Annotated in this window: 18 protein-coding genes; 7 read left to right on the top strand and 11 right to left on the bottom strand. The window is 42.6% G+C overall.

Features of this window, described 5'->3' with window-relative positions; translation table 11 throughout:
- Nucleotides 1–79: 79 nt before the first annotated feature.
- Nucleotides 80–1,708, top strand: coding sequence for a trehalose synthase (locus tag IPJ09_11930; GenBank protein ID MBK7372125.1), 1,629 nt, complete (start codon nucleotides 80–82; stop codon nucleotides 1,706–1,708).
- Nucleotides 1,709–1,771: 63 nt separating this feature from the next.
- Here the strand turns inward: IPJ09_11930 and IPJ09_11935 are convergent, their stop codons facing one another.
- From IPJ09_11935 to IPJ09_11955, 5 genes are all read right to left on the bottom strand, one after another.
- Nucleotides 1,772–3,574: a hypothetical protein gene (locus IPJ09_11935; GenBank protein MBK7372126.1), complete on the bottom strand. Its 1,803-nt coding sequence runs from the start codon at nucleotides 3,572–3,574 to the stop codon at nucleotides 1,772–1,774.
- Entirely contained in the window at nucleotides 3,558–4,625 is a 1,068-nt protein-coding gene (gene lpxK, locus IPJ09_11940) for a tetraacyldisaccharide 4'-kinase (protein MBK7372127.1), read from the bottom strand. Before lpxK ends, IPJ09_11935 begins: the two co-directional genes overlap by 17 nt.
- Complete coding sequence (locus tag IPJ09_11945) at nucleotides 4,622–5,911, bottom strand: DUF2851 family protein (protein ID MBK7372128.1); 1,290 nt, start codon at nucleotides 5,909–5,911, stop codon at nucleotides 4,622–4,624. The genes lpxK and IPJ09_11945 overlap by 4 nt, the downstream gene beginning before the upstream one ends.
- A gap of 27 nt (nucleotides 5,912–5,938) precedes the next feature.
- Complete coding sequence (locus tag IPJ09_11950; protein ID MBK7372129.1) at nucleotides 5,939–6,427, bottom strand: rhodanese-like domain-containing protein; 489 nt, start codon at nucleotides 6,425–6,427, stop codon at nucleotides 5,939–5,941.
- Nucleotides 6,428–6,598: 171 nt separating this feature from the next.
- The gene (locus IPJ09_11955) at nucleotides 6,599–6,919 is read right to left on the bottom strand and encodes a hypothetical protein (GenBank protein MBK7372130.1); all 321 of its coding nucleotides are present in this window, start codon (nucleotides 6,917–6,919) and stop codon (nucleotides 6,599–6,601) included.
- 215 nt (nucleotides 6,920–7,134) lie between these two features.
- Between IPJ09_11955 and IPJ09_11960 the strand changes: the two genes are divergently transcribed.
- Nucleotides 7,135–8,211, top strand: a complete 1,077-nt coding sequence (locus IPJ09_11960; protein MBK7372131.1) for a DUF5009 domain-containing protein — start codon at nucleotides 7,135–7,137, stop codon at nucleotides 8,209–8,211.
- Between the two features lie 289 nt (nucleotides 8,212–8,500).
- Here IPJ09_11960 and IPJ09_11965 read toward each other — a convergent pair whose 3' ends face one another.
- Complete coding sequence (locus IPJ09_11965; GenBank protein ID MBK7372132.1) at nucleotides 8,501–9,067, bottom strand: DUF4256 domain-containing protein; 567 nt, start codon at nucleotides 9,065–9,067, stop codon at nucleotides 8,501–8,503.
- Nucleotides 9,068–9,215: 148 nt separating this feature from the next.
- Nucleotides 9,216–10,154 (bottom strand): NAD-dependent epimerase/dehydratase family protein, encoded by a 939-nt coding sequence (locus IPJ09_11970; protein ID MBK7372133.1) that lies wholly within the window; start codon nucleotides 10,152–10,154, stop codon nucleotides 9,216–9,218.
- Nucleotides 10,155–10,648: 494 nt separating this feature from the next.
- On the opposite strand from IPJ09_11970, the gene IPJ09_11975 reads away from it, so the two are divergent.
- Nucleotides 10,649–11,413, top strand: coding sequence for an enoyl-CoA hydratase/isomerase family protein (locus tag IPJ09_11975; protein ID MBK7372134.1), 765 nt, complete (start codon nucleotides 10,649–10,651; stop codon nucleotides 11,411–11,413).
- 23 nt (nucleotides 11,414–11,436) lie between these two features.
- The gene (locus tag IPJ09_11980; GenBank protein ID MBK7372135.1) at nucleotides 11,437–12,285 is read left to right on the top strand and encodes an alpha/beta hydrolase; all 849 of its coding nucleotides are present in this window, start codon (nucleotides 11,437–11,439) and stop codon (nucleotides 12,283–12,285) included.
- A 143-nt stretch (nucleotides 12,286–12,428) separates the two neighbouring features.
- Here IPJ09_11980 and IPJ09_11985 read toward each other — a convergent pair whose 3' ends face one another.
- Together IPJ09_11985 and IPJ09_11990 are read right to left on the bottom strand one after the other, a co-directional pair.
- Nucleotides 12,429–13,946, bottom strand: coding sequence for a hypothetical protein (locus IPJ09_11985; GenBank protein ID MBK7372136.1), 1,518 nt, complete (start codon nucleotides 13,944–13,946; stop codon nucleotides 12,429–12,431).
- A 7-nt stretch (nucleotides 13,947–13,953) separates the two neighbouring features.
- Nucleotides 13,954–14,979 (bottom strand): ligase-associated DNA damage response exonuclease, encoded by a 1,026-nt coding sequence (locus IPJ09_11990; protein ID MBK7372137.1) that lies wholly within the window; start codon nucleotides 14,977–14,979, stop codon nucleotides 13,954–13,956.
- A gap of 280 nt (nucleotides 14,980–15,259) precedes the next feature.
- On the opposite strand from IPJ09_11990, the gene IPJ09_11995 reads away from it, so the two are divergent.
- On the top strand, nucleotides 15,260–15,589 hold the full coding sequence (locus tag IPJ09_11995) for a winged helix-turn-helix transcriptional regulator (GenBank protein MBK7372138.1): 330 nt from the start codon (nucleotides 15,260–15,262) through the stop codon (nucleotides 15,587–15,589).
- A complete protein-coding gene (locus IPJ09_12000) occupies nucleotides 15,582–16,037 on the top strand; it encodes an SRPBCC domain-containing protein (protein MBK7372139.1) in 456 nt (151 codons plus the stop codon). The genes IPJ09_11995 and IPJ09_12000 overlap by 8 nt, the downstream gene beginning before the upstream one ends.
- 42 nt (nucleotides 16,038–16,079) lie before the next feature.
- Here the strand turns inward: IPJ09_12000 and IPJ09_12005 are convergent, their stop codons facing one another.
- Nucleotides 16,080–16,385 carry a Uma2 family endonuclease gene (locus IPJ09_12005; protein ID MBK7372140.1) on the bottom strand — a complete coding sequence of 102 codons (306 nt, stop codon included), beginning with the start codon at nucleotides 16,383–16,385 and terminating at the stop codon, nucleotides 16,080–16,082.
- Nucleotides 16,348–16,611, bottom strand: a complete 264-nt coding sequence (locus IPJ09_12010) for a Uma2 family endonuclease (protein MBK7372141.1) — start codon at nucleotides 16,609–16,611, stop codon at nucleotides 16,348–16,350. Before IPJ09_12010 ends, IPJ09_12005 begins: the two co-directional genes overlap by 38 nt.
- A 285-nt stretch (nucleotides 16,612–16,896) precedes the next feature.
- On the opposite strand from IPJ09_12010, the gene leuC reads away from it, so the two are divergent.
- Nucleotides 16,897–18,297 (top strand): 3-isopropylmalate dehydratase large subunit, encoded by a 1,401-nt coding sequence (gene leuC / locus IPJ09_12015; GenBank protein MBK7372142.1) that lies wholly within the window; start codon nucleotides 16,897–16,899, stop codon nucleotides 18,295–18,297.
- The last annotated feature ends 19 nt before the right edge of the window (nucleotides 18,298–18,316 follow it).

The following is an 18,316-nucleotide window of genomic DNA, read 5'->3' on the forward strand; positions in this document are numbered from 1 at the left end:
TCTTCATTTTAGGTTTTTTATCACCTCTGCTTACTGCTGATTACGGGAATCCTGATTACCTTGCGAATACTATCTAAATATGGAAATCGGAAAAAAAATCATCACCCCTATCTCCTGGGATGCCGTGTTTGACAATAAAGCATTCCAAAGAGATCTCGAAGAGCTGAGCCTGCCTGATTATATCCAGAACTGCCGATGGTTTGCCGGCAAAAGCAGCACCATCAAACATATCCGCATCCAACATCACCTTAAGATCAATGACAAAACCAATTTGTTTTACATCCTGATCCTCGAAGTGCAGTTTAAAGAAGCCTTCAGTCAGCAATATCTTTTACCTCTCGCTCTGGTACCTGAACAAGAAGAGAGTGCCTACGCACTTTTGCCCTATATCTGCAGAATAGAGACAGCAGAAATAGAAGGCGTATTATATGATGCTTTGTACATCCCTTTATTCAGAGAATTATTATTTGCCTATCTGATCAAAAACAAGTCGATCAACCCCGGATATGGGGTCATACAATTCGAGCGAGCTGATGCTTTTCAGGTCTCGTCCAAATCAAAGAAAACTTCAGAAATATTAAAAGCTGAACAAAGCAATACCTCTATAGTATACAATGACCATTATTTTTTCAAATGGTTTAGAAGGGTATTTCCTGAGAGCAACCCTGATTTGGAGATTTCCCGATTTTTGAATCTAAATCAATTTCCATACACTGCCCAATATCTTGGCGGCATCAGTTGGTTGAGGCCGGATAAATCGCCCATCTCCCTGGGTTTGATGCAACAAAAAGTAGATAACGAAGGGGATGCCTGGAGGTGGATGCTGGACAAAGTCAATGTATTTTTTGAAAATTTTGATAAAGACCCTAAGCTCCGGTTGAGCTGGGCCAGCAAAGAAAAGCTGTTTGAACCCATCAAGGCCAGTAATTTGTCGCCGCAGGTTACAGAGCTTTTGACGAAGGATTTTATCAAAGCGGTTATCACCATGGGGAAACGCACCGCCCAAATGCATATCGCCCTGGCCAAGGACAATGGGCAGGTATCCTTTACTCCGGTACCCTTTAATCCGGACTACAGTGTTTGGCTAAAAAACAAAGTAAGTTATCTTTTTGACCAACGTATAGGGCTTTTAGAAAAAAATATCACCAAGCTGAGAGGACTCGCACGAGAATATGGGCAGACCTTTCTGGATAAGCGCAATGAAGTATTGGAGGAAATCCTTGGTTTTGATGAAAGTAAGCTCAGGAGTATGCGCACGAGGGTACATGGTGATTTTCATCTTGGACAGATGTTGGTGCACACAGACGATTTTTATATTCTCGACTTCGAAGGCGAGCCCGAAAGTACTATCCGTGACCGGAAAGTAAAACAAAGCCCACTCAAAGATGTCGCTGGCATGCTGCGCTCTTTTCATTATGCTATCTATGCCACTTTATTCAATGAGGATATTAAATGGTCCTTGTCACAGGATGATTTATTTGACCTTGCAGAAAGATTTTACCATTTATTGTGCGGCCTTTATCTTCAGGGGTTCATCCGTACAGCTATAAAAGGCGGGCTGGACATTGGCTATAAACCGGAGATCCATTATTTACTTCGATATCACTTGCTCGAAAAAGCAGTCTACGAATTAGGATACGAATTAAATAGTAGGCCAGCCTGGGCTATCATACCGCTCAGAGGCATTATGAGGATCATGCAGTTTTAAAACCCTTCTGTGCTCCTCCGTGATTTACGTGGCAATCCCCAGCGAGGCCCAGCCGAGCCCTTCTCACTCAACCAAATCCCTTCTCCAAAAATTTACTCTCAAACCACCTCCTATATACTTGGTCACTTCCTCAGGATGTTTGATGTCTTTGCGATAAAAAGTATGCAAGTCAAGGTAATAATTGTGAAATACCTGGTAGGATAGTGTTAGCCCCAGGTTATAGATACTTTTAAGCTCACCTTGAGTGGTCGTATTGCCGTAATCACTGGCACGAGTAGTATATGGTTTGGTCAGATCTCCGCCAAAGTTTTTGGCAGGATCAGGATCATCTCCTTGCTTTGATGCTAATAAGTAGGCGGAAGCTTGCCACCTGGTGGTAGGTGCATACCTCGCCCTTAACAACCATTCTTTAAAATTTGCTCCAAGGGGATGAGCCAGGGGAGTCAACTGATGGGTATAGTTGGCTGTACTGTCAAAATGAGAATAAGTATAAGGCCTCACCGAATTGTATTCCCCTTGCAGGTCCAAATGATCTATCCCTAATGCATTGATATATTTGATGCCCAACTGACCACCAAATTTGTTCCCCCACCAGCCTCTCTTTGGATTAAAAGCTTCTTTGCTCACAAATTCGTCGATCAGGAGCTGACCATAAATGGAAAGATCATGATGAATATCCCATCGACTATTAATACCCAGCATGACATTGTCCGGACTGCCGATAGACCCTTCTACCGATCTATAGAGGATGACCGGATTGATGTATTGAAATTCGAAATGATCTTTGCGATGAAATATAACTGTCTCAAATAATCCGATGTTCAAACGGGGCAATAGCTGCATCTGAAGGGTATGTGCCGCCATATATTTTTTGGGAAGTAATTCATTGCCAATCACTGAATTGGTTTGAGTAGATGCGCTCAGCTCCGCGAAGATATTTTGATAATGCAATTTCCAAATCCGGGTATTCAGCTTGAGAAAAAAATATTCCTGGGCATAGTCTGATAAAAATAAGGACCTCATACCATCACCGATAAAATTGGTGCCATGACCAAGCTGTACATGCACATGCTTGCTCACTTGCACTCCAAACTGCGCATTGGCTTTAAAATAATCATAGCCCAATGGCTTATAGATCGAACTCGTATTAAGATATTTATAAAATCCTGCTCCGGGCAAGGATCTGTGTTTTTCTATTTTATCTCTAAAAAAGGAAGGGAAGGACTGTTGATTTTCGAGGATAGAACTCTGTATATATATTTTATCATCGATGCCCATTCTAAAATCGACACCTCGCTGATTGGAGAGGATGTTTTCACTTTGATTGAGTTCTCTGCCCGCCTGGACATTGATTACAGGATTGACCCGAAGGTAAAAATCCTTATGATTGACCTCTACCAGGTGCGCAGGCGACTGGTAGAAATATTTGAGAATGGGCTTTTCACTATAGGTATAATGTAAGGCACTCCTGCTACCGGAGTCACCGATTTCTAAATAATAATGAGTCCCCGTAGTGTCTATGTATTTTTTTTCCGATGCCTCTGGTGGCAGGTTTTGATCTAACTTCCAGACCCACTCATTATTGTCATTTTTCATGTACTCTACAAAAGGAGCATCTGAGGGTTTAAGCAATTTCTTGCTTTCCCAAAAAATCAACAAATCGATGATGTCTTTTCTGGAATAGGGTTTGATATTTCTGTGAAAAAAAGGTGGTGTCCCATGGTCCATACACATTCTGTCGACCCAATATTCCTGATCCGAACCTATTGGGATCGTGGTACTTTGTGCTTGTAGCTGTACGGAAGTGGCTATGATACAGATCAGACTGTATAAAAGCGATCGATATGATTTATGATTTAAATTCAATGAGTTTTTGAGCTATAGTATCTTTAAATCTTTGTTCTTCATTCCATAGAAAATTGACTTCTACCGGAAGGACAAACATCGGGATTTTATTCTCGATCAAATAGCCCCGATGCAGGCTGAGCCTGGAAGCGTCTTTTTCTGTGGTCAATATCAGCTTGTTGGGCCCGGGCAGTTCATCAAATTGTCGTTTGATCTGGCCCAGATCAAAGTTGCTATACCAATGATGATCAGCAAAAGATAAAAGCTGTACATGGGCCACCCGATCTTTTAAATAGAGTTCCAGGTAATCCGTATTGGCGATACCTGAGAGCAGTAGGACATACATCTCTTTATTCCAATTGATACGATATCGTGGGTTGAAAATATAATACGGCAATTGGTAGTTGTACTCGGTGAAGAATATAGATTGATGACTTGCCGGATTTATTTCTTTGAGGAGGGTGCTGGCTTCAGTACTGATCAATCCCGGAGGGCACTTGGTCACGATGATGATATCTGCACGGGTATAACTTGATCTCCATTCTCTCAGTCTCCCGGAAGGCAACAGATAATCCCTGGTAAAAGGGGCCTCGTAAGAAGTCAGTAGGATATTGATATACGGTTTGACACTGAGATGTTGAAAAGCATCGTCTAAAAGCACGAGCCTGGTATCAGGATAAGACTTTAACAAATACGGTATGCCCAACTCTCTATTTTCTGATACTGCTATCGGGACATCAGGAAATTTTGACAGAAACTGATAAGGCTCATCTCCGATGATTTTTACAGAGGGAAATTGTTGGCCAAGCTGAAATCCGGTACTTTCTCTTTTATACCCCCTGCTTAAAATGGCTACGGGCATATATTCTTTGAGCCATCGAACCAGGTATTCGATATGAGGTGATTTGCCGGTACCACCGATGCTCAAGTTACCCACACTGATGATCGGGATATCAAATCGGGCCGGTCGCAGTACTCCTTTTTGGTATAATAGGTTGCGAATACTTACTCCCAGGCCATATAATAATGAAAATGGAGACAATAAAACTTTTACAAGGTATTCCCTGATCACTTCGTTTGTTTTAAGAGTTGATGCCCGATACTGCAATAAAGGCATTTTTTCTCATTGCAAAAATTGTTTTTCAATTGAATTAAAGCTTGACTGTCCATCGCACTGTCTGCCTGCACTCCCAGTGCTGCCCAGGACCTGGTGATAGCATTGACCTCTGCCGGCAATTCACTCAAAAACCTCAAAGCCTTTTCTTTATATTTTTCATCATCGGTACTCAGACCATAAGCAAATAACAAAGGACATACCGTATTGATCACGATCGTATGGATAGATAGTTTTCCAAGTCTTTTTTCTTTAGGTGACGAGGCTTCCGTGTCAAAAGTGAAATGATCTTTCCAGTAATGGGATACAGTGACATCTAATAAATGAATGATTTCTTTGACTTCTTCAGCCGCTATCAGTTTTGAAAAAAGATGTTGTGATTGAAACAAGAGTCTCGCCAATTGTGCTATGCGAATGGTTGGAAAATTGGTAGGACGCATGCGCAGAAATTTCCATTGCACGCGTTGCATCGGTATCAGGGTATATTTATTTTTCAAAAAATCATATTCCAGGCGAAGCTTATTGAGGTATTCCTGTTCACTATGAGCTGTAGGTAAAAGACCTGACTGACCAAAGAGCAAAGCCTCAATTTGTAATAGCTGATCCTTGTGTTTGCCGATAATACTCAGCGGGCATATCCTTGCGAGCATCTCCATGGCCTCACCATTGACCTGGGTACCCAGGGCTCTGGCCAACTTTTGATAGGCTACCGACTGCCAATCTTCTTTTTGATGCTTAAGTGCTACTAAGATCGACGCAGATTTGGACGCTAATCTTTCTGCCATCAATCTTTGCAACCAATTTTTTTTTACAAGGTCAGGGGTTGTATGGATCTGGTCTGCACAAGGCACCCATTTTTCATTTTTCATGAGAAAATCATACTGCCGGATCATGCTACTATCGACCCGATCATACAATTCGAGACAAGGGATTTCGACACCAGCCTCATTTAAAGTCATAGCATCTTTTTTCCAGACCACATGTAGCGTGACATTATTGTAAGCCGGATCGAGCTGATGTTTATGTGATTGCCATTCAGATGCCATGATATGTATTTCTACCGAGCCAGCCCATAGCGTATCGTCGATTTTGATTTTAGCTTGAGAAAAATCGGGCCCTGCATTATCATTGCGGAAACCTGGATGTACGATTTCGAGCTTTTCTCCATCAGCAGTCACCAGATGTTGAAAATCATAATACCGAAACTTCCAGATAAAATAAAGCAGCTCTTCGGTGATCTCCATGTGATCGTAAAAATAATGAAATGTAACCTACCAGACCTTTTGGATGGAGGGGTTGTCTACCCATTTGCCCCATTTTTTATTGTAGGTATGCAATTTGAGCGTGGGGGTATTATTATTGCTTACTAATGAATTGCCTTCATTGGCCCACTCAAATATGCTACCATACAAGTTGTATACATTTTGAAAGCCCATTTTTTTTAGTTTGCCAGCTATTTTTTCACTGCGATAGCCAATAGAACAATATACCACGAGCGTGTGGTCTTTAGGTAGAGCCTGGACTGCCTGGCTATCCCAATGATCGAAACCAATGAATACTGCTCCGGGGATATGGCTGGTGTCAAACTCGGCAGGTTCGCGGGCATCAAGGTAGGTCACCTGTTCCATGACTTTGGCTTCCTTGACAGACAGGATCGGAACAGAAAAGGATATCATCGAGGAAATAGTCTGATCAAAAGCTGGATTGGCTACTTTGCCCGTCACCGGACTCGATGATTGACATCGTAGATGTGCTGTCAAGCTACAAAGAAGAATGGTTGTTACAAAAAGAATGGGCCTATACATAGTTTATGCAAAGGTAAGAGCAAAGTAGTTCCACACATAATGATGGCAAACTTTTCTCTCTGAACTCAGGCTATACCTCCTAATTATTGGAATCGACTTATATGCCTCAATGTACTTAAAGTCACATTACTTGGCACAATCTACGTGAACCAATAATAAATCTAAAGCTAATAGCCTAATAGTGTCTTTCACTTCCAAAGTCAATCGATAACTATTTCCATTTGGGCATATGCAGGCCAGGCAAACTGCATCCATAGAAAGGGGGTTAGCTGTTATATTTACTGGGGAGATTTCTTTATCCTGAAGGTAGTCTTTGATAGCCCTTATTCTGTCATCCGCATTTTTTATGTCTTTAAAATAGGCATTGTAGGGGTCCATCGCACACTGCCGCTCTATCAACGTATAACATACAGATTGCCCAGCTTCATCTTTATCACAAGAGATCAAAAATAGAATTAATAAAAAAAACGACATCCTGTACATAATCCCAAAAACGAATTATTCTTTCAATTAGTTGGTGATGAGATCAAAAATAACTACCGCTTAAGTGCCATAGCCGCCTTTTCGAAATCAAGTTTTTAAAAAAATACACTCGCAATGCTAAACGAATTATCTATTTTCAAGAAATAATTTTAAAAAATATGGTTGCAGTAAAAGACCGCTTGTTATCGCTGGATGTGTACCGTGGAGTCATCATGACCTTATTGGCTTTGGAGAGTACCGGACTCTATGAACATTTGATAGAAATGACCCGGGAAGGAGGTTTAGCTCATGGTTTTCTCAAACAATTTTTTCATCATCCCTGGCATGGGTTGCGGTTTTGGGATTTGATTCAGCCGGCATTTATGTATATGGCCGGCATTTCTCTGGCTTATTCCCTAAAATCGCAACGTGAAAAAGGATTCACCTGGAGCCAGTCATTTAAAAAGACCTTGAAGCGCTGCGGCTGGTTATTTTTCTGGGGTGTTCTCGACTATGCTGTTCGGCCCTCGGGGCTTTCATTTGAGCTTTGGGATGTCCTGACACAATTGTCTTTTACCATCCTGGTTGCTTTTTTGATCTTTAATTGGAAGGCCAGTTATCAAATCGCATTTTGCACAGGCTTATTAATACTTACAGAGATCCTTTACCGATTTACAGGTATCCCTGGTTTTGATCAGCCTTTTACTGATCAACATAATTTTGGCAATTGGATGGACCTGGTCCTGATGAATAAAATCAATGGTGGGGGTTGGGTCGCAATCAATTGTATCCCTACTGCTGTACATACCATCGCCGGAGCTCTGACCGGAAAGTTATTGATCAGCCAGCGGGGCCAGGCATTAAAGAGTATTGTGTATGGAGCCCTGGTTTGCCTCGCCATGGGCTATCTCATTGATCTTTCAGGATTGACTCCGATCATCAAAAGAATAGCAACCAGCTCTTTTACTTTGAGCTCTCTGGGGTGGTGTCTGGCCGGTTTGGCTTGGTTTTATTGGTGGATCGACCTCAAGGATCACCGTAATTATGTTCGATTTTTTACCATCCTGGGCATGAACTCCATGTTTATCTACCTGTTTTTTGAGATCATCGGTTCAAGATGGTTTAATGGATATATCACTGCTATCGCTACAGGTTTGATGAATATCGTGAACAGTCCGCCAGCACTTTCAGCGATCATCAGTTCACTCTGCATTTTTGTATTGGAATGGGGTATGTGTTGGTGGTTGTGGAAGAAAAAAATATTCTTTAGAGTATAATTCGTTACAGTGATCCAATAGCTAACGGATTACGGCTTGAAGAATGTCAGCGTTGGAGAATGAAACAAACGGACACCTACCTTTTAAACACTTGTATCAAAACGATTTTTTTTTCATGGTATTTCAAGGACATGCGAAATTCAATTCTTTGGTCCAAACACAATCAGGAAAGATCCTTCAAAATCAATGTTATTCTTCCCGTCATTTTATTTGATTCCGGCTTGAAGAAAGTAGAATTCCGACTAAGGATTCATTCTGCTTTTTGACATAGAACAGGGATAGGGAAATTTTAGACTTTTAGGGAGCCGCGGAAAGCCCTGGAAGCATAATACGACTCTGCACCATTGTGATACACGAATACCGTGTCATATCGCCGATCACAAAAAATGGCTCCGCCAAGTTTTCTGATAGCAGCAGGTGTCTTGACCCAGCTCGAAGTTTTTGTATCGAAATTTCCAAGTTGCTGCAAGGCTCTATACTGTTCTTCAGATAAGAGCTCTATGCCCATGCTGGCCGCCATATCCAAAACATTATTTTTCGGTTTATTTTCTTTCCTTGATTGTAATGCTTCGCGGTCATAACAAAGGCTTCGGCGATCCCTTGGACTCTCCGGTGAACAATCATAGAAAAAATATTCGCCAGATTTTTTATCATGACCTACTACATCTGGCTCGCCACCTGTTTTTTCCATTTCATGGAGTGACCACAGTCTATCTGTATTAGATCCCAACCTTGCCTCCACCTTAGCCCACTCTATCCCTTTATGCCGGTCCTTATTTTTTTCAAAGCGGGTTTTTAAGGTAAGGAGTAGTTCTTCAAGTTGTTTTGATGACAATTCCTTTTTCATTTTAGTCAAAAATAATCAAAAATGATTTATGGAGGCTAGCATCAAAGGTTTTATCAATCAAGTTTTTAATAGGGCTAACACCTGTTGTTATGCTACCTCACAGAAATGGCTTCAATAGATCATAATCCAATAATTCTATAATGTCGAAATACAGTGCTTACGATTCGTTGTTTTTTAATTTGTCAACGGTTTGTTTTACTGCCATTGCGTTTTTAGTGGGGGTATAGTTAAATCGCTTATTAAACTTTGAACTATCGAAAAAATAATCACGATCATATTGGTAGTTCATCTCCGGTAATTCCTTCATTACGGGAATAAATAATCCCAAAATTTTTAACAGCCAATTTGGCAGTGTCTGGTATTTATTGCTTGTGTTCATTTCTTTAGCAAATAGATTTACCCAGCCTTCGCCGGTTATTTTTTCAGGATCGGTGGGCAGGTTCCATATCTGATTATAAGCATCCGGGGTATTGCCAAGTATAGCAGTCCCTTTGGCAAGGTCGGGAGTATAACCTATACTGTGAATATTACTGGCATCACCAAGCCATTGTGCTTTTTTCCCTTTGACAAGGTTATCGTAGATCAAGTTCATTACCATACTATTGCCTTTTACTTCGCTGAAGAAATCAGCCGATCGGGCAATGATGGCTTTCAAATCCATTTTATCAATGGCCTCTAAAATCAGCCGATCCACTTCAGCTCTTACTTCCCCCTTTTTACTACTCGGACTGATTGGCGAATCCTCTGTGATATGCTTTACATTATCACCTCCAATGGCGTACACGTTATCGAAGAACACTAATTTCGCGTGGTGTTGAATGCAGGCATCTATTACATTCCTGATAAACGGCGTCCATAACTTTTGCCATACCTTACTGTTGTAAGCAAAACCCACTGTAACATAAACTATTTCGCTGCCTTCTATAGCTTTAAAAATATCTTCGCGATTAGTAAGGTCTGCCGGAAACACTTCATCATTAGGATTTACTTTCTTCGGGTTGCGGCTCACTAACCGTATATCAGTGGTATATGTCGTTAGCGCTTTTGCCAGTTCGATGCCTATCGCACCCCCTGAACCTAAAATGGTTTGTTTCATTAGTTATATCGTTATTGTTTCTAAAGTTGCGTTATTATTGAATGTTAAAGCATAGCTGAAAATCAAGTTATTTTCTTTTTCATATTCCACCAGCCATTTGTGGCTTTGCCACCTTCTGGCATTGCTTGTGGTGGCGGTTTTCTAAATGATAAAGGTACAATTGTCCGGTTCATCTATTTAATATGCTTTAATGACATCCAAAGTCATATCGAATGATTCTTCTTAGGTGAGTTGTTACAAACATTTACCGGCATTTGTATACGAAAAGTTCTAATTACAATATCTTCAATTTAGATGATAGATTGAGCAAGGGCTTTGCCCAATCTATTGGATATTCTGGTGTTAAAAAAAATATTTTTTTACAATGCAAACTTAGTCATGAATTTCTTACTTAAGGAGTAGGTAGTACGAACCTTGTCTTCGTCAGTTGATTTGAAGACAGAAAACCATTTTTGCAGTATTATACCTCCATTATAATTACGACCTTTGAACCCATGGCTGACCTTGACTCCTTCTGCAACCTCACCCGTACTCCTGCCGTAGCCACCCTTGAGTTCAGCTCTCCGGTACACAATGCTATGTCCTCTACCATGCTGGATCAGATGGCAGATCATATCCAGTCACTCGATCAGGATCCTACCCTCAAAATGATCCTGATTCAAAGTGCGGGAGATAAAACCTTTTGTGCAGGCGCCAACTTACAGGAACTGCTCGCCATAGAAGACGAAGCTAGCGGGACTGCTTTTTTTTACCGGTTTGCGAGATTGATCCTCATTATGCGCGCGAGCCCGCACCTGATCCTTTGCCGCGTGCAGGGAAAAACCATAGGAGGCGGTCTGGGTATCATCGCAACAGCAGACTTTGTGATCGCCAACGAAAGTGCCCAGCTCCGGTTGAGTGAACTCCTGAATGGCATAGGTCCATTCGTTGTGGGCCCGGCTATCGAACGCAAAATCGGGGTAGCTGCCTTCGGGCATATGTCTCTCTCTCCAAATCAGTGGATGCCTGCCTCGCTCGCAGAGACTATTGGACTCTATGACGAAGTGACACCCGACCTGCCAGCCCTCGATCAGGCCATCTCCCACAAACTGGAGGAATGGTCAGGCTATAGTCGACAGGCCTTGCAGGGTATTAAACGCATGCTTTGGTCTGGTAGCCCGGACTGGCAAGAGCTGCTCCATGCTAGAGCTGCGATCAGCGGCCACCTGATAATGACCTCAGAGGCGAGGACGGCTTTAGGCAAACTGCGTAAAGGATAACCCCTAGCCTCGAAACCATATATATGTATATCTACAAACAGTATGACCAGGCAGCCCTTAACCACCAGTACAACAATCGGGAGCTGGTACCAGGATATCAGGATTATTTTGACCTCTGGGCTCGCCTCAATGTAGAGACCCAGACCTCCTATACCGTTTTCCGGGACCTTGAGTATGGCCATCTGGCAGCGGAGAAATTAGATATCTATCCATCAGCTAAGCCTAAGAGCCCGACTATGATATTTATCCATGGAGGCTACTGGCAGATGATGGACAAAACAGATTTTAGTTTTATGGCACAGGCTTTTGTGCCCCGGGACTTATGTACCGTGATCATTGGATATCCGTTGGCACCTGTGGTGACGATGGGGCAGATCGTGGAATCGGTACGAGCCGCCATCACCTGGGTTCATGATCATATACAAGACTTTGGCGGCGATCCTGATCAAATCTACCTTTGCGGACATTCGGCCGGTGGCCATCTGGCGACTATGATGATGACACATCCATATCATCCCCCTGGGATCACCCTGCGAGGCATCTGTGCACTCAGTGGGCTGTATGACCTGATCCCTATCCAACGATCTCATGTCAATGGGCCGATAGATATGAGCATTGAGACTGCTATCAGATGCAGTCCTATCCAGTACCAACCTATCACTATACCCCTTATCCTTGCAGTTGGAGGCGCCGAGTCTGACGAATACCACTGTCAGCAAAAAGACTTATATGATCGATGGAGTCCCTCAAATGGACATATCACTCCACTTGTGTTGCCCGGGGTTAATCATTTTAGTATACTTTCTGAGCTCCTGGAGTCCGAGTCTGCTTTGGGCAGGGCGGTTTTCGACATGCGCTTCAGAAAACGGTGACAGTATAGATAGATAGGATGTTAAGGTTACGGATAGGGTTTAAATAAATACCTAAAAATCAAACTCTATGAGTGCCTTACACTCCCGAAGTGTCAGGGCTCTCTGCATACAGTATTTTTAAAAAGGCGCTTTCGCTGTGTTTTTTAGTTTCTCTCAAAAACATCCATACTATCCACCTTTTCCAGATCTGCAGTTTGATAAATATCCAGGATCTCTACATGCACTAGTTTTAGTCCTGCTTTTACCTTCTTATTGATTTCAACGCGCTCGAAGGATATTTTAAATACCTGGCCCTGGCGTAACAATCTCACCGGCCCGAATCTTTTGACCGTATTGTTTTGAATCCAGTAATAGAGACTGGTTTTTTTAGAGTCAGACAAGCTTGAAGAGGATAGCTTCACTACCGGCACCAGGGTGTCGTCCGGGTCTTTGAGGCCAAGGGTAAGTTCAAAATCTGCTTCCATGGTCTGGTTGGGCAGCTCTGCATACATCAGCGCTGTTAGGATCACTACCGGTGGCGGTTTCAGTCGATACCATAGCGGGCTGTTGAGGCTATGCAAGCCATGTTTTGCTACATGACCGGCGGAGAGCGGCACATTTTTTACCAGGTCCCAGGACAGGAAAGTCTGATGGGGAATAGTAGCTGGCCATGATTGCTCCTGCTCTTCTGCCCATTGAGTTAATTTTGATTTTCTGGTGAGGAGATCTCCGATCGTGTCTTGAGGAAGACTATCCCAGAGGATGATATCCGTACCTATGAGATTATCCATATTCACCTCTTTTTCTACTTTCTTTCCTGGTGGATCGGAAGAGACGATGATAGCTTCGAGGATACAATGGCCGGGTAGTGCGTCCAGAGTTTTTTTCAAACTTTTATCTATGGTATGGAGCCAATACTGGTCTTCAGCCCATATCATGATTTTATCTGTTCGTTTATGAATCTGGACCTTCAGGCCATGGATAAAAGGCTCGACAATCCACTGAGCAGGGTGGCCGAGACTATCGAGTGGCTGATCCAGGAGTAAAGGTTTGGTAAAAGCATAAGGTCTGACTGCATCTTCAGCCTCCGTCCAGACAGGATCGATCAATGCATCAAAACCATACGCTCCATATAAATAATCATTGATCCTCATGCCGATCAAGGCTATATCTGTTTTATAAGCAGCCGCTAAAACCTTTGATAAGTCCAAAGGAGAAAACAGTGCTTTCCAGCTTCCGGTGATGAGTTTGTGAAAAACATAAAGAGTATCCGTATCGAGCGTCTGCCATTGATCAAAGATATATCGCCTGATGTCTTCGTCTGCACTGCCTTTTTTTAGAGCCAGGGAGTGGATATGATCCAGCCAATCATGTAGCGTAATATCTTGGGGAGCAGGCAGATCCGGCTTCATTACAATCAGGCTGATAGTTTCTGACCAATCTTTTACTGACTCATTACACCTTTTTAATAACCACAGGGGGTAGTTTTTATATTCTTCGGCCAGATGCACCAGGTAGGATGTGGATAAAAGGGTATATTTTTTTTGGTTAAGCAATAAAGAAATAGCAGGTTTTTTTTCTACATCCGACAATTCTGACAGATAACCTTGCACTATGGTTGTTCTGGAAAGTTCGTCCTCCGTAGAATTTAAATTTTTGTAAAGTGTAATAAATTTTTGCATCCGATTATTAGTCTTCTTCAGAAAGTGAGGCCTCCAGGTTGGCAGGATTCAGTGCATTCGTTTCCGGAAGGATAAAAGTATTTTTTCCTCGTGATTGGAGCCATTGTGCATACTCCACAGTATAGCCGTGAGTCAATCCTATATTTTCTGCTCCACTTGATTCCACCACTTGATTGAGAGCAGTCCAATCCACATGATCTGACAAAGCAAATCCCTGATCTGCTGTCTGTCTTTTAATATTGCCTCTAAGCGTCATCCATCCTGATATATTGGCAGTCACAGGTTGTTGCAGACTCCGGATCCAGGGAGAATTCAATACAGATCCCGGGGCGATGGTGATTCCTTTTTGGATTTCTTTTTTACTGATTTTGGAAGATACTTTGATGGTGGGTCTTAATGGAAGACCTGATGATCTCAAGACCTCATTGGTACTCTCTATGGAACCATGGGTGTACACCGGTATCTCAGGTGGAATACTTGCTATCAGGCGTTGTGATTTTCCCAGGGCATATGCCAGCAGTACCGTTGTCTTGCCCTCGCTTTTATTTTTCGCATGCCATGCCAATATATCCCGGAAGATGAATTCCTGGGGCCTCCACTGATAGATCGGTAGGGCAAAAGTAGTCTCGGTAATCAGGGTATGACAGGGGATAGATTCATAAGTACCGCTCACCGGATCGATCTCTGTTTTGTAATCACCGGTCACTACCCATACCTCTCCTTTGTATTCTACCTTCACCTGTGCTGATCCGGGTATATGTCCGGCCGGATGAAAACTAAACTGTACCTGGTTGATAGAAAGTGTTTCTCCAAACGGCAAGATCTGGGTCTGGATAAAACCGCCTAGTCTAAACTTGATGATAGCTCCTGTCATAGGAGTACACAAGTAGTAGCGGTGACCCGGCGTAGCATGATCGCTATGTCCGTGTGTAATGATGGCTTTGGATACAGGTTTGTGTGGATCGATATAGACATCTGCGATCGCACAGTATAGTCCCCTCGAAGTATAGGCTAATAATGGCTTAAGTTTCACTGGTGTAAAATTAGGATTAAACTTCGATGCACAAGGAGATTGCCTTTATAAACGCACAAAGCAGGAGGAGGCCTGGAAGGCGCCACCTGCTACAAACCCACAAAGCAGGAGGCGGCCTGAAAGGCGCCGCCTGCTACAAACCTCGGAAGGTGCCGCCTGCTACAAACCCACAAAGCAGGAGGCGGCCCGAAAGGCGCCACCTGCTATCCACCACACGAAAAATTTATTTGCGTAACCGATCGATTACCTATATATTTGTAACCGATCAGTTACCTATTCAATGAGGAGAGATGTTTTTCAAGCTATAGCCGACCCTGTAAGAAGGGATATCATTGACTTACTTTCTAAGGAGACGCTTACAGTCAATGAGGTAGCTCAACATTTTGACATCAGCCGCCCTGCCATCTCCAAACATCTAAAAATCCTCAAAGAATGCGGGATCGTCAATATCACTAAAGAAGGAAGAGAACAAATCTATGCGATCCAATCTAAAAGCCTGGTACCAGCATTCGTCTGGATGGAACCGTACCAAAAAATATGGGAAGACAAACTGGATTCCTTTGAAAACTATTTAAACAAATTAAAAAATCAAACTAAAAAAAATGAGTGAAATGAATGAAGCAAGTAATCGAACCTTATCCTTAAAAAGGACATTTGATGCACCGGTAAGTATTGTGTGGCGTGCCTGGACAGAACCGGATCATATCGCACAATGGTGGGGCCCAAAGGGTATGGTGGTCAAAGTCGTAGAACACGATTTTAAAGTCGGCGGTAAATGGAAGTATACCATGGATATGCCTAATGGAATGGAATTCATCACCGAAGGCATCTATTCTGAAATAGAAGAGTTTAAAAAAATAATTTCGTCAGCTGACTTCAAACCCATGACCGAAGGCGTAGAGATCCAGGCACTTTTTGAAGAAGATGCAGATCAAACACATTTTACCTTTAATGTAGTACATCCTACTGAAGAATATTGCCGCCAGCAGGAGAAAATGGGATTCTACAACGGATGGGGTTCTACTTTTGACAGATTGGCCGGGTTCGTGAGCGCTTAAAGAGTTTATTTAAAAACATTTACGGCTCCCAGATCTGAGGCTTTACCAAATTTCATTAAAATTGATGCGGGCTTTCCTACCTTCAGGATCGAATTCAAACAAGTAGATACAATCAGGACCATCGACCCTCATATATCGATGATCTTTTAGTTCATAGTTCTCCGCTTCGTTATTTACAGCATCTATGATTAGGTAATATTTTATGCCTTGATTTTCATAGATCTCAAATTTAGAGTGCCCATCGCGAAGTGCAGTGCTGGGAGAAAGTATTTCAATCACTAAGGTTGGAGGGAAATCAAGATATTTTTTATTAATTGTCTGACATACTATCAGTACATCCGGAGCCACTGCCCTCACTTATTTTATAATCCAGGGTATCATATACTGTACATGTTTTGCATGCTTTAAGTGCTGTATGAAACTCAGCCATGAGCGAAGCTGCCACTTCTTGATGCCTGGGGACTGCATGTGGACTCATTGCAATAGGATGACCTTCGTGCAGTTCCCAATTACCTTCCCAAAGCTTCCAATCGTCGAATGTGTAGTGAGGGAGTATTTTGGTTGAGTAGGCCATATCTAACAATAGTTTTTTTAACAAAAATAAATTTTTTTATACTTCATTTGCTTTTTGACCATGACTACGAGACTTCCCATATGACACCAGCTAATATTTTAAAAAATCAAAATTATTATCGAAAGTGAACTTAATACATTGATATAAAAAACATTACACATGCCATTTTTAATCAACTATAAGAGCTGAAGTTACATACCGTAGTTTCCCCAGTATTTGAGGATATAGTATTGGCTTTATTCATCATTTTTGTACTGTAAAGCAATTTAAACCCATATCCTTTTTATGAGTACTCTTTTTGACAAAGTATGGGACTCTCACGTAGTCCGCAAGATCGAGGATGGACCCGATATCCTGTTTATCGATCGTCATTTTATTCACGAAGTCACCAGCCCGGTAGCTTTTCTCAGCCTGGAGCAAAGGGGCCTCAAGGTCTTGTATCCCCAGCGAACATTTGCCACTGCTGATCATAATACACCCACGATCAACCAGCACCTTCCTGTCCAGGACCCACTCTCTGCCAATCAGTTGCTCGCGCTGGAGACCAATACGACAAAATATGGTATTACTCATTGGGGGCTCAACAATCCCAAAAACGGTATAGTCCATGTCATCGGACCAGAAAACGGCATCACTCAGCCGGGTATGACGATTGTATGTGGCGATTCCCATACCTCGACCCACGGTGCTTTTGGAGCCATCGCCTTTGGTATCGGGACTTCAGAAGTAGAGATGGTGCTTTCTTCACAATGCATCATGCAGCCAAAAGCTAAAAAAATGCGTATCCTCGTCAATGGTAAGCTCTCCAAAGGAGTGATGCCCAAGGATGTGATCCTTTATATTATCTCCAGGACTACTGCCAGTGGTGCTACAGGATACTTTGTAGAATATGCCGGCAATGTATTCGAAGATATGTCTATGGAGGGTCGCATGACTGTGTGTAATATGAGTATTGAGATGGGTGCGCGTGGTGGCATGATCGCACCGGATGAGACTACCTTTAATTATCTCCGGGGAAGGGAAAAATCGCCCAAAGGCGCTGATTGGGACAAAGCAGTCACCTATTGGAAGACCTTAAAAACAGATGATGACGCTGTGTTTGACAAAGAGTATCATTTTGATGCAGCTGATATAGAACCAATGATCACTTATGGTACCAATCCAGGTATGGGTGTAGGTATTTCACAAGGAGTACCGCTGGCATCCTCGATGGATGGATCAAAAGCATCTTATGACAAATCACTGGCTTATATGGATTTTCATGAAGGTGATAACATGATTGGCAAAAAAGTCGATTACGTGTTTATAGGTAGCTGCACCAATGGTCGGATAGAAGATTTCAGAGCCTTTGCTTCCATCATCAAGGGAAGGAAAAAAGCTGATCATGTAACCGCCTGGGTAGTACCCGGATCCCATATCGTCGAACAACAAATCAAAGACGAAGGCATCCTCGACATCCTGCACGAAGCAGGATTCAGTCTTAGACAACCTGGTTGCTCTGCTTGCCTGGCGATGAACGATGATAAGATCCCTGCAGGCAAATATGCCGTCAGTACCAGCAACCGCAATTTTGAAGGTCGCCAGGGACCAGGTGCCAGGACGATGCTGGCTAGTCCACTGGTAGCCGCAGCAGCAGCTGTGACCGGCGTAGTGACTGATCCGAGGACTTTAATGAGCGACAATTAATATTCAACTTTCAAGAATT

It is taken from the genome of Saprospiraceae bacterium (genome assembly GCA_016709995.1).
GTDB lineage: Bacteria > Bacteroidota > Bacteroidia > Chitinophagales > Saprospiraceae > JADJLQ01.

Excerpts from the sequence above, each read along its gene's own strand:
- IPJ09_12000 (MBK7372139.1), top strand. The coding sequence starts at position 15,582 with ATGAGTGAAATGAATGAAGCAAGTAATCGAACCTTATCCTTAAAAAGG.
- leuC (MBK7372142.1), top strand. The coding sequence starts at position 16,897 with ATGAGTACTCTTTTTGACAAAGTATGGGACTCTCACGTAGTCCGCAAG.
- IPJ09_11995 (MBK7372138.1), top strand. The coding sequence starts at position 15,260 with ATGAGGAGAGATGTTTTTCAAGCTATAGCCGACCCTGTAAGAAGGGAT.
- IPJ09_11985 (MBK7372136.1), bottom strand. The coding sequence starts at position 13,946 with ATGCAAAAATTTATTACACTTTACAAAAATTTAAATTCTACGGAGGAC.
- IPJ09_11930 (MBK7372125.1), top strand. The coding sequence starts at position 80 with ATGGAAATCGGAAAAAAAATCATCACCCCTATCTCCTGGGATGCCGTG.
- IPJ09_12010 (MBK7372141.1), bottom strand. The coding sequence starts at position 16,611 with ATGGCCTACTCAACCAAAATACTCCCTCACTACACATTCGACGATTGG.
- IPJ09_11975 (MBK7372134.1), top strand. The coding sequence starts at position 10,649 with ATGGCTGACCTTGACTCCTTCTGCAACCTCACCCGTACTCCTGCCGTA.
- IPJ09_11970 (MBK7372133.1), bottom strand. The coding sequence starts at position 10,154 with ATGAAACAAACCATTTTAGGTTCAGGGGGTGCGATAGGCATCGAACTG.
- IPJ09_11980 (MBK7372135.1), top strand. The coding sequence starts at position 11,437 with ATGTATATCTACAAACAGTATGACCAGGCAGCCCTTAACCACCAGTAC.
- IPJ09_11945 (MBK7372128.1), bottom strand. The coding sequence starts at position 5,911 with ATGGAGATCACCGAAGAGCTGCTTTATTTTATCTGGAAGTTTCGGTAT.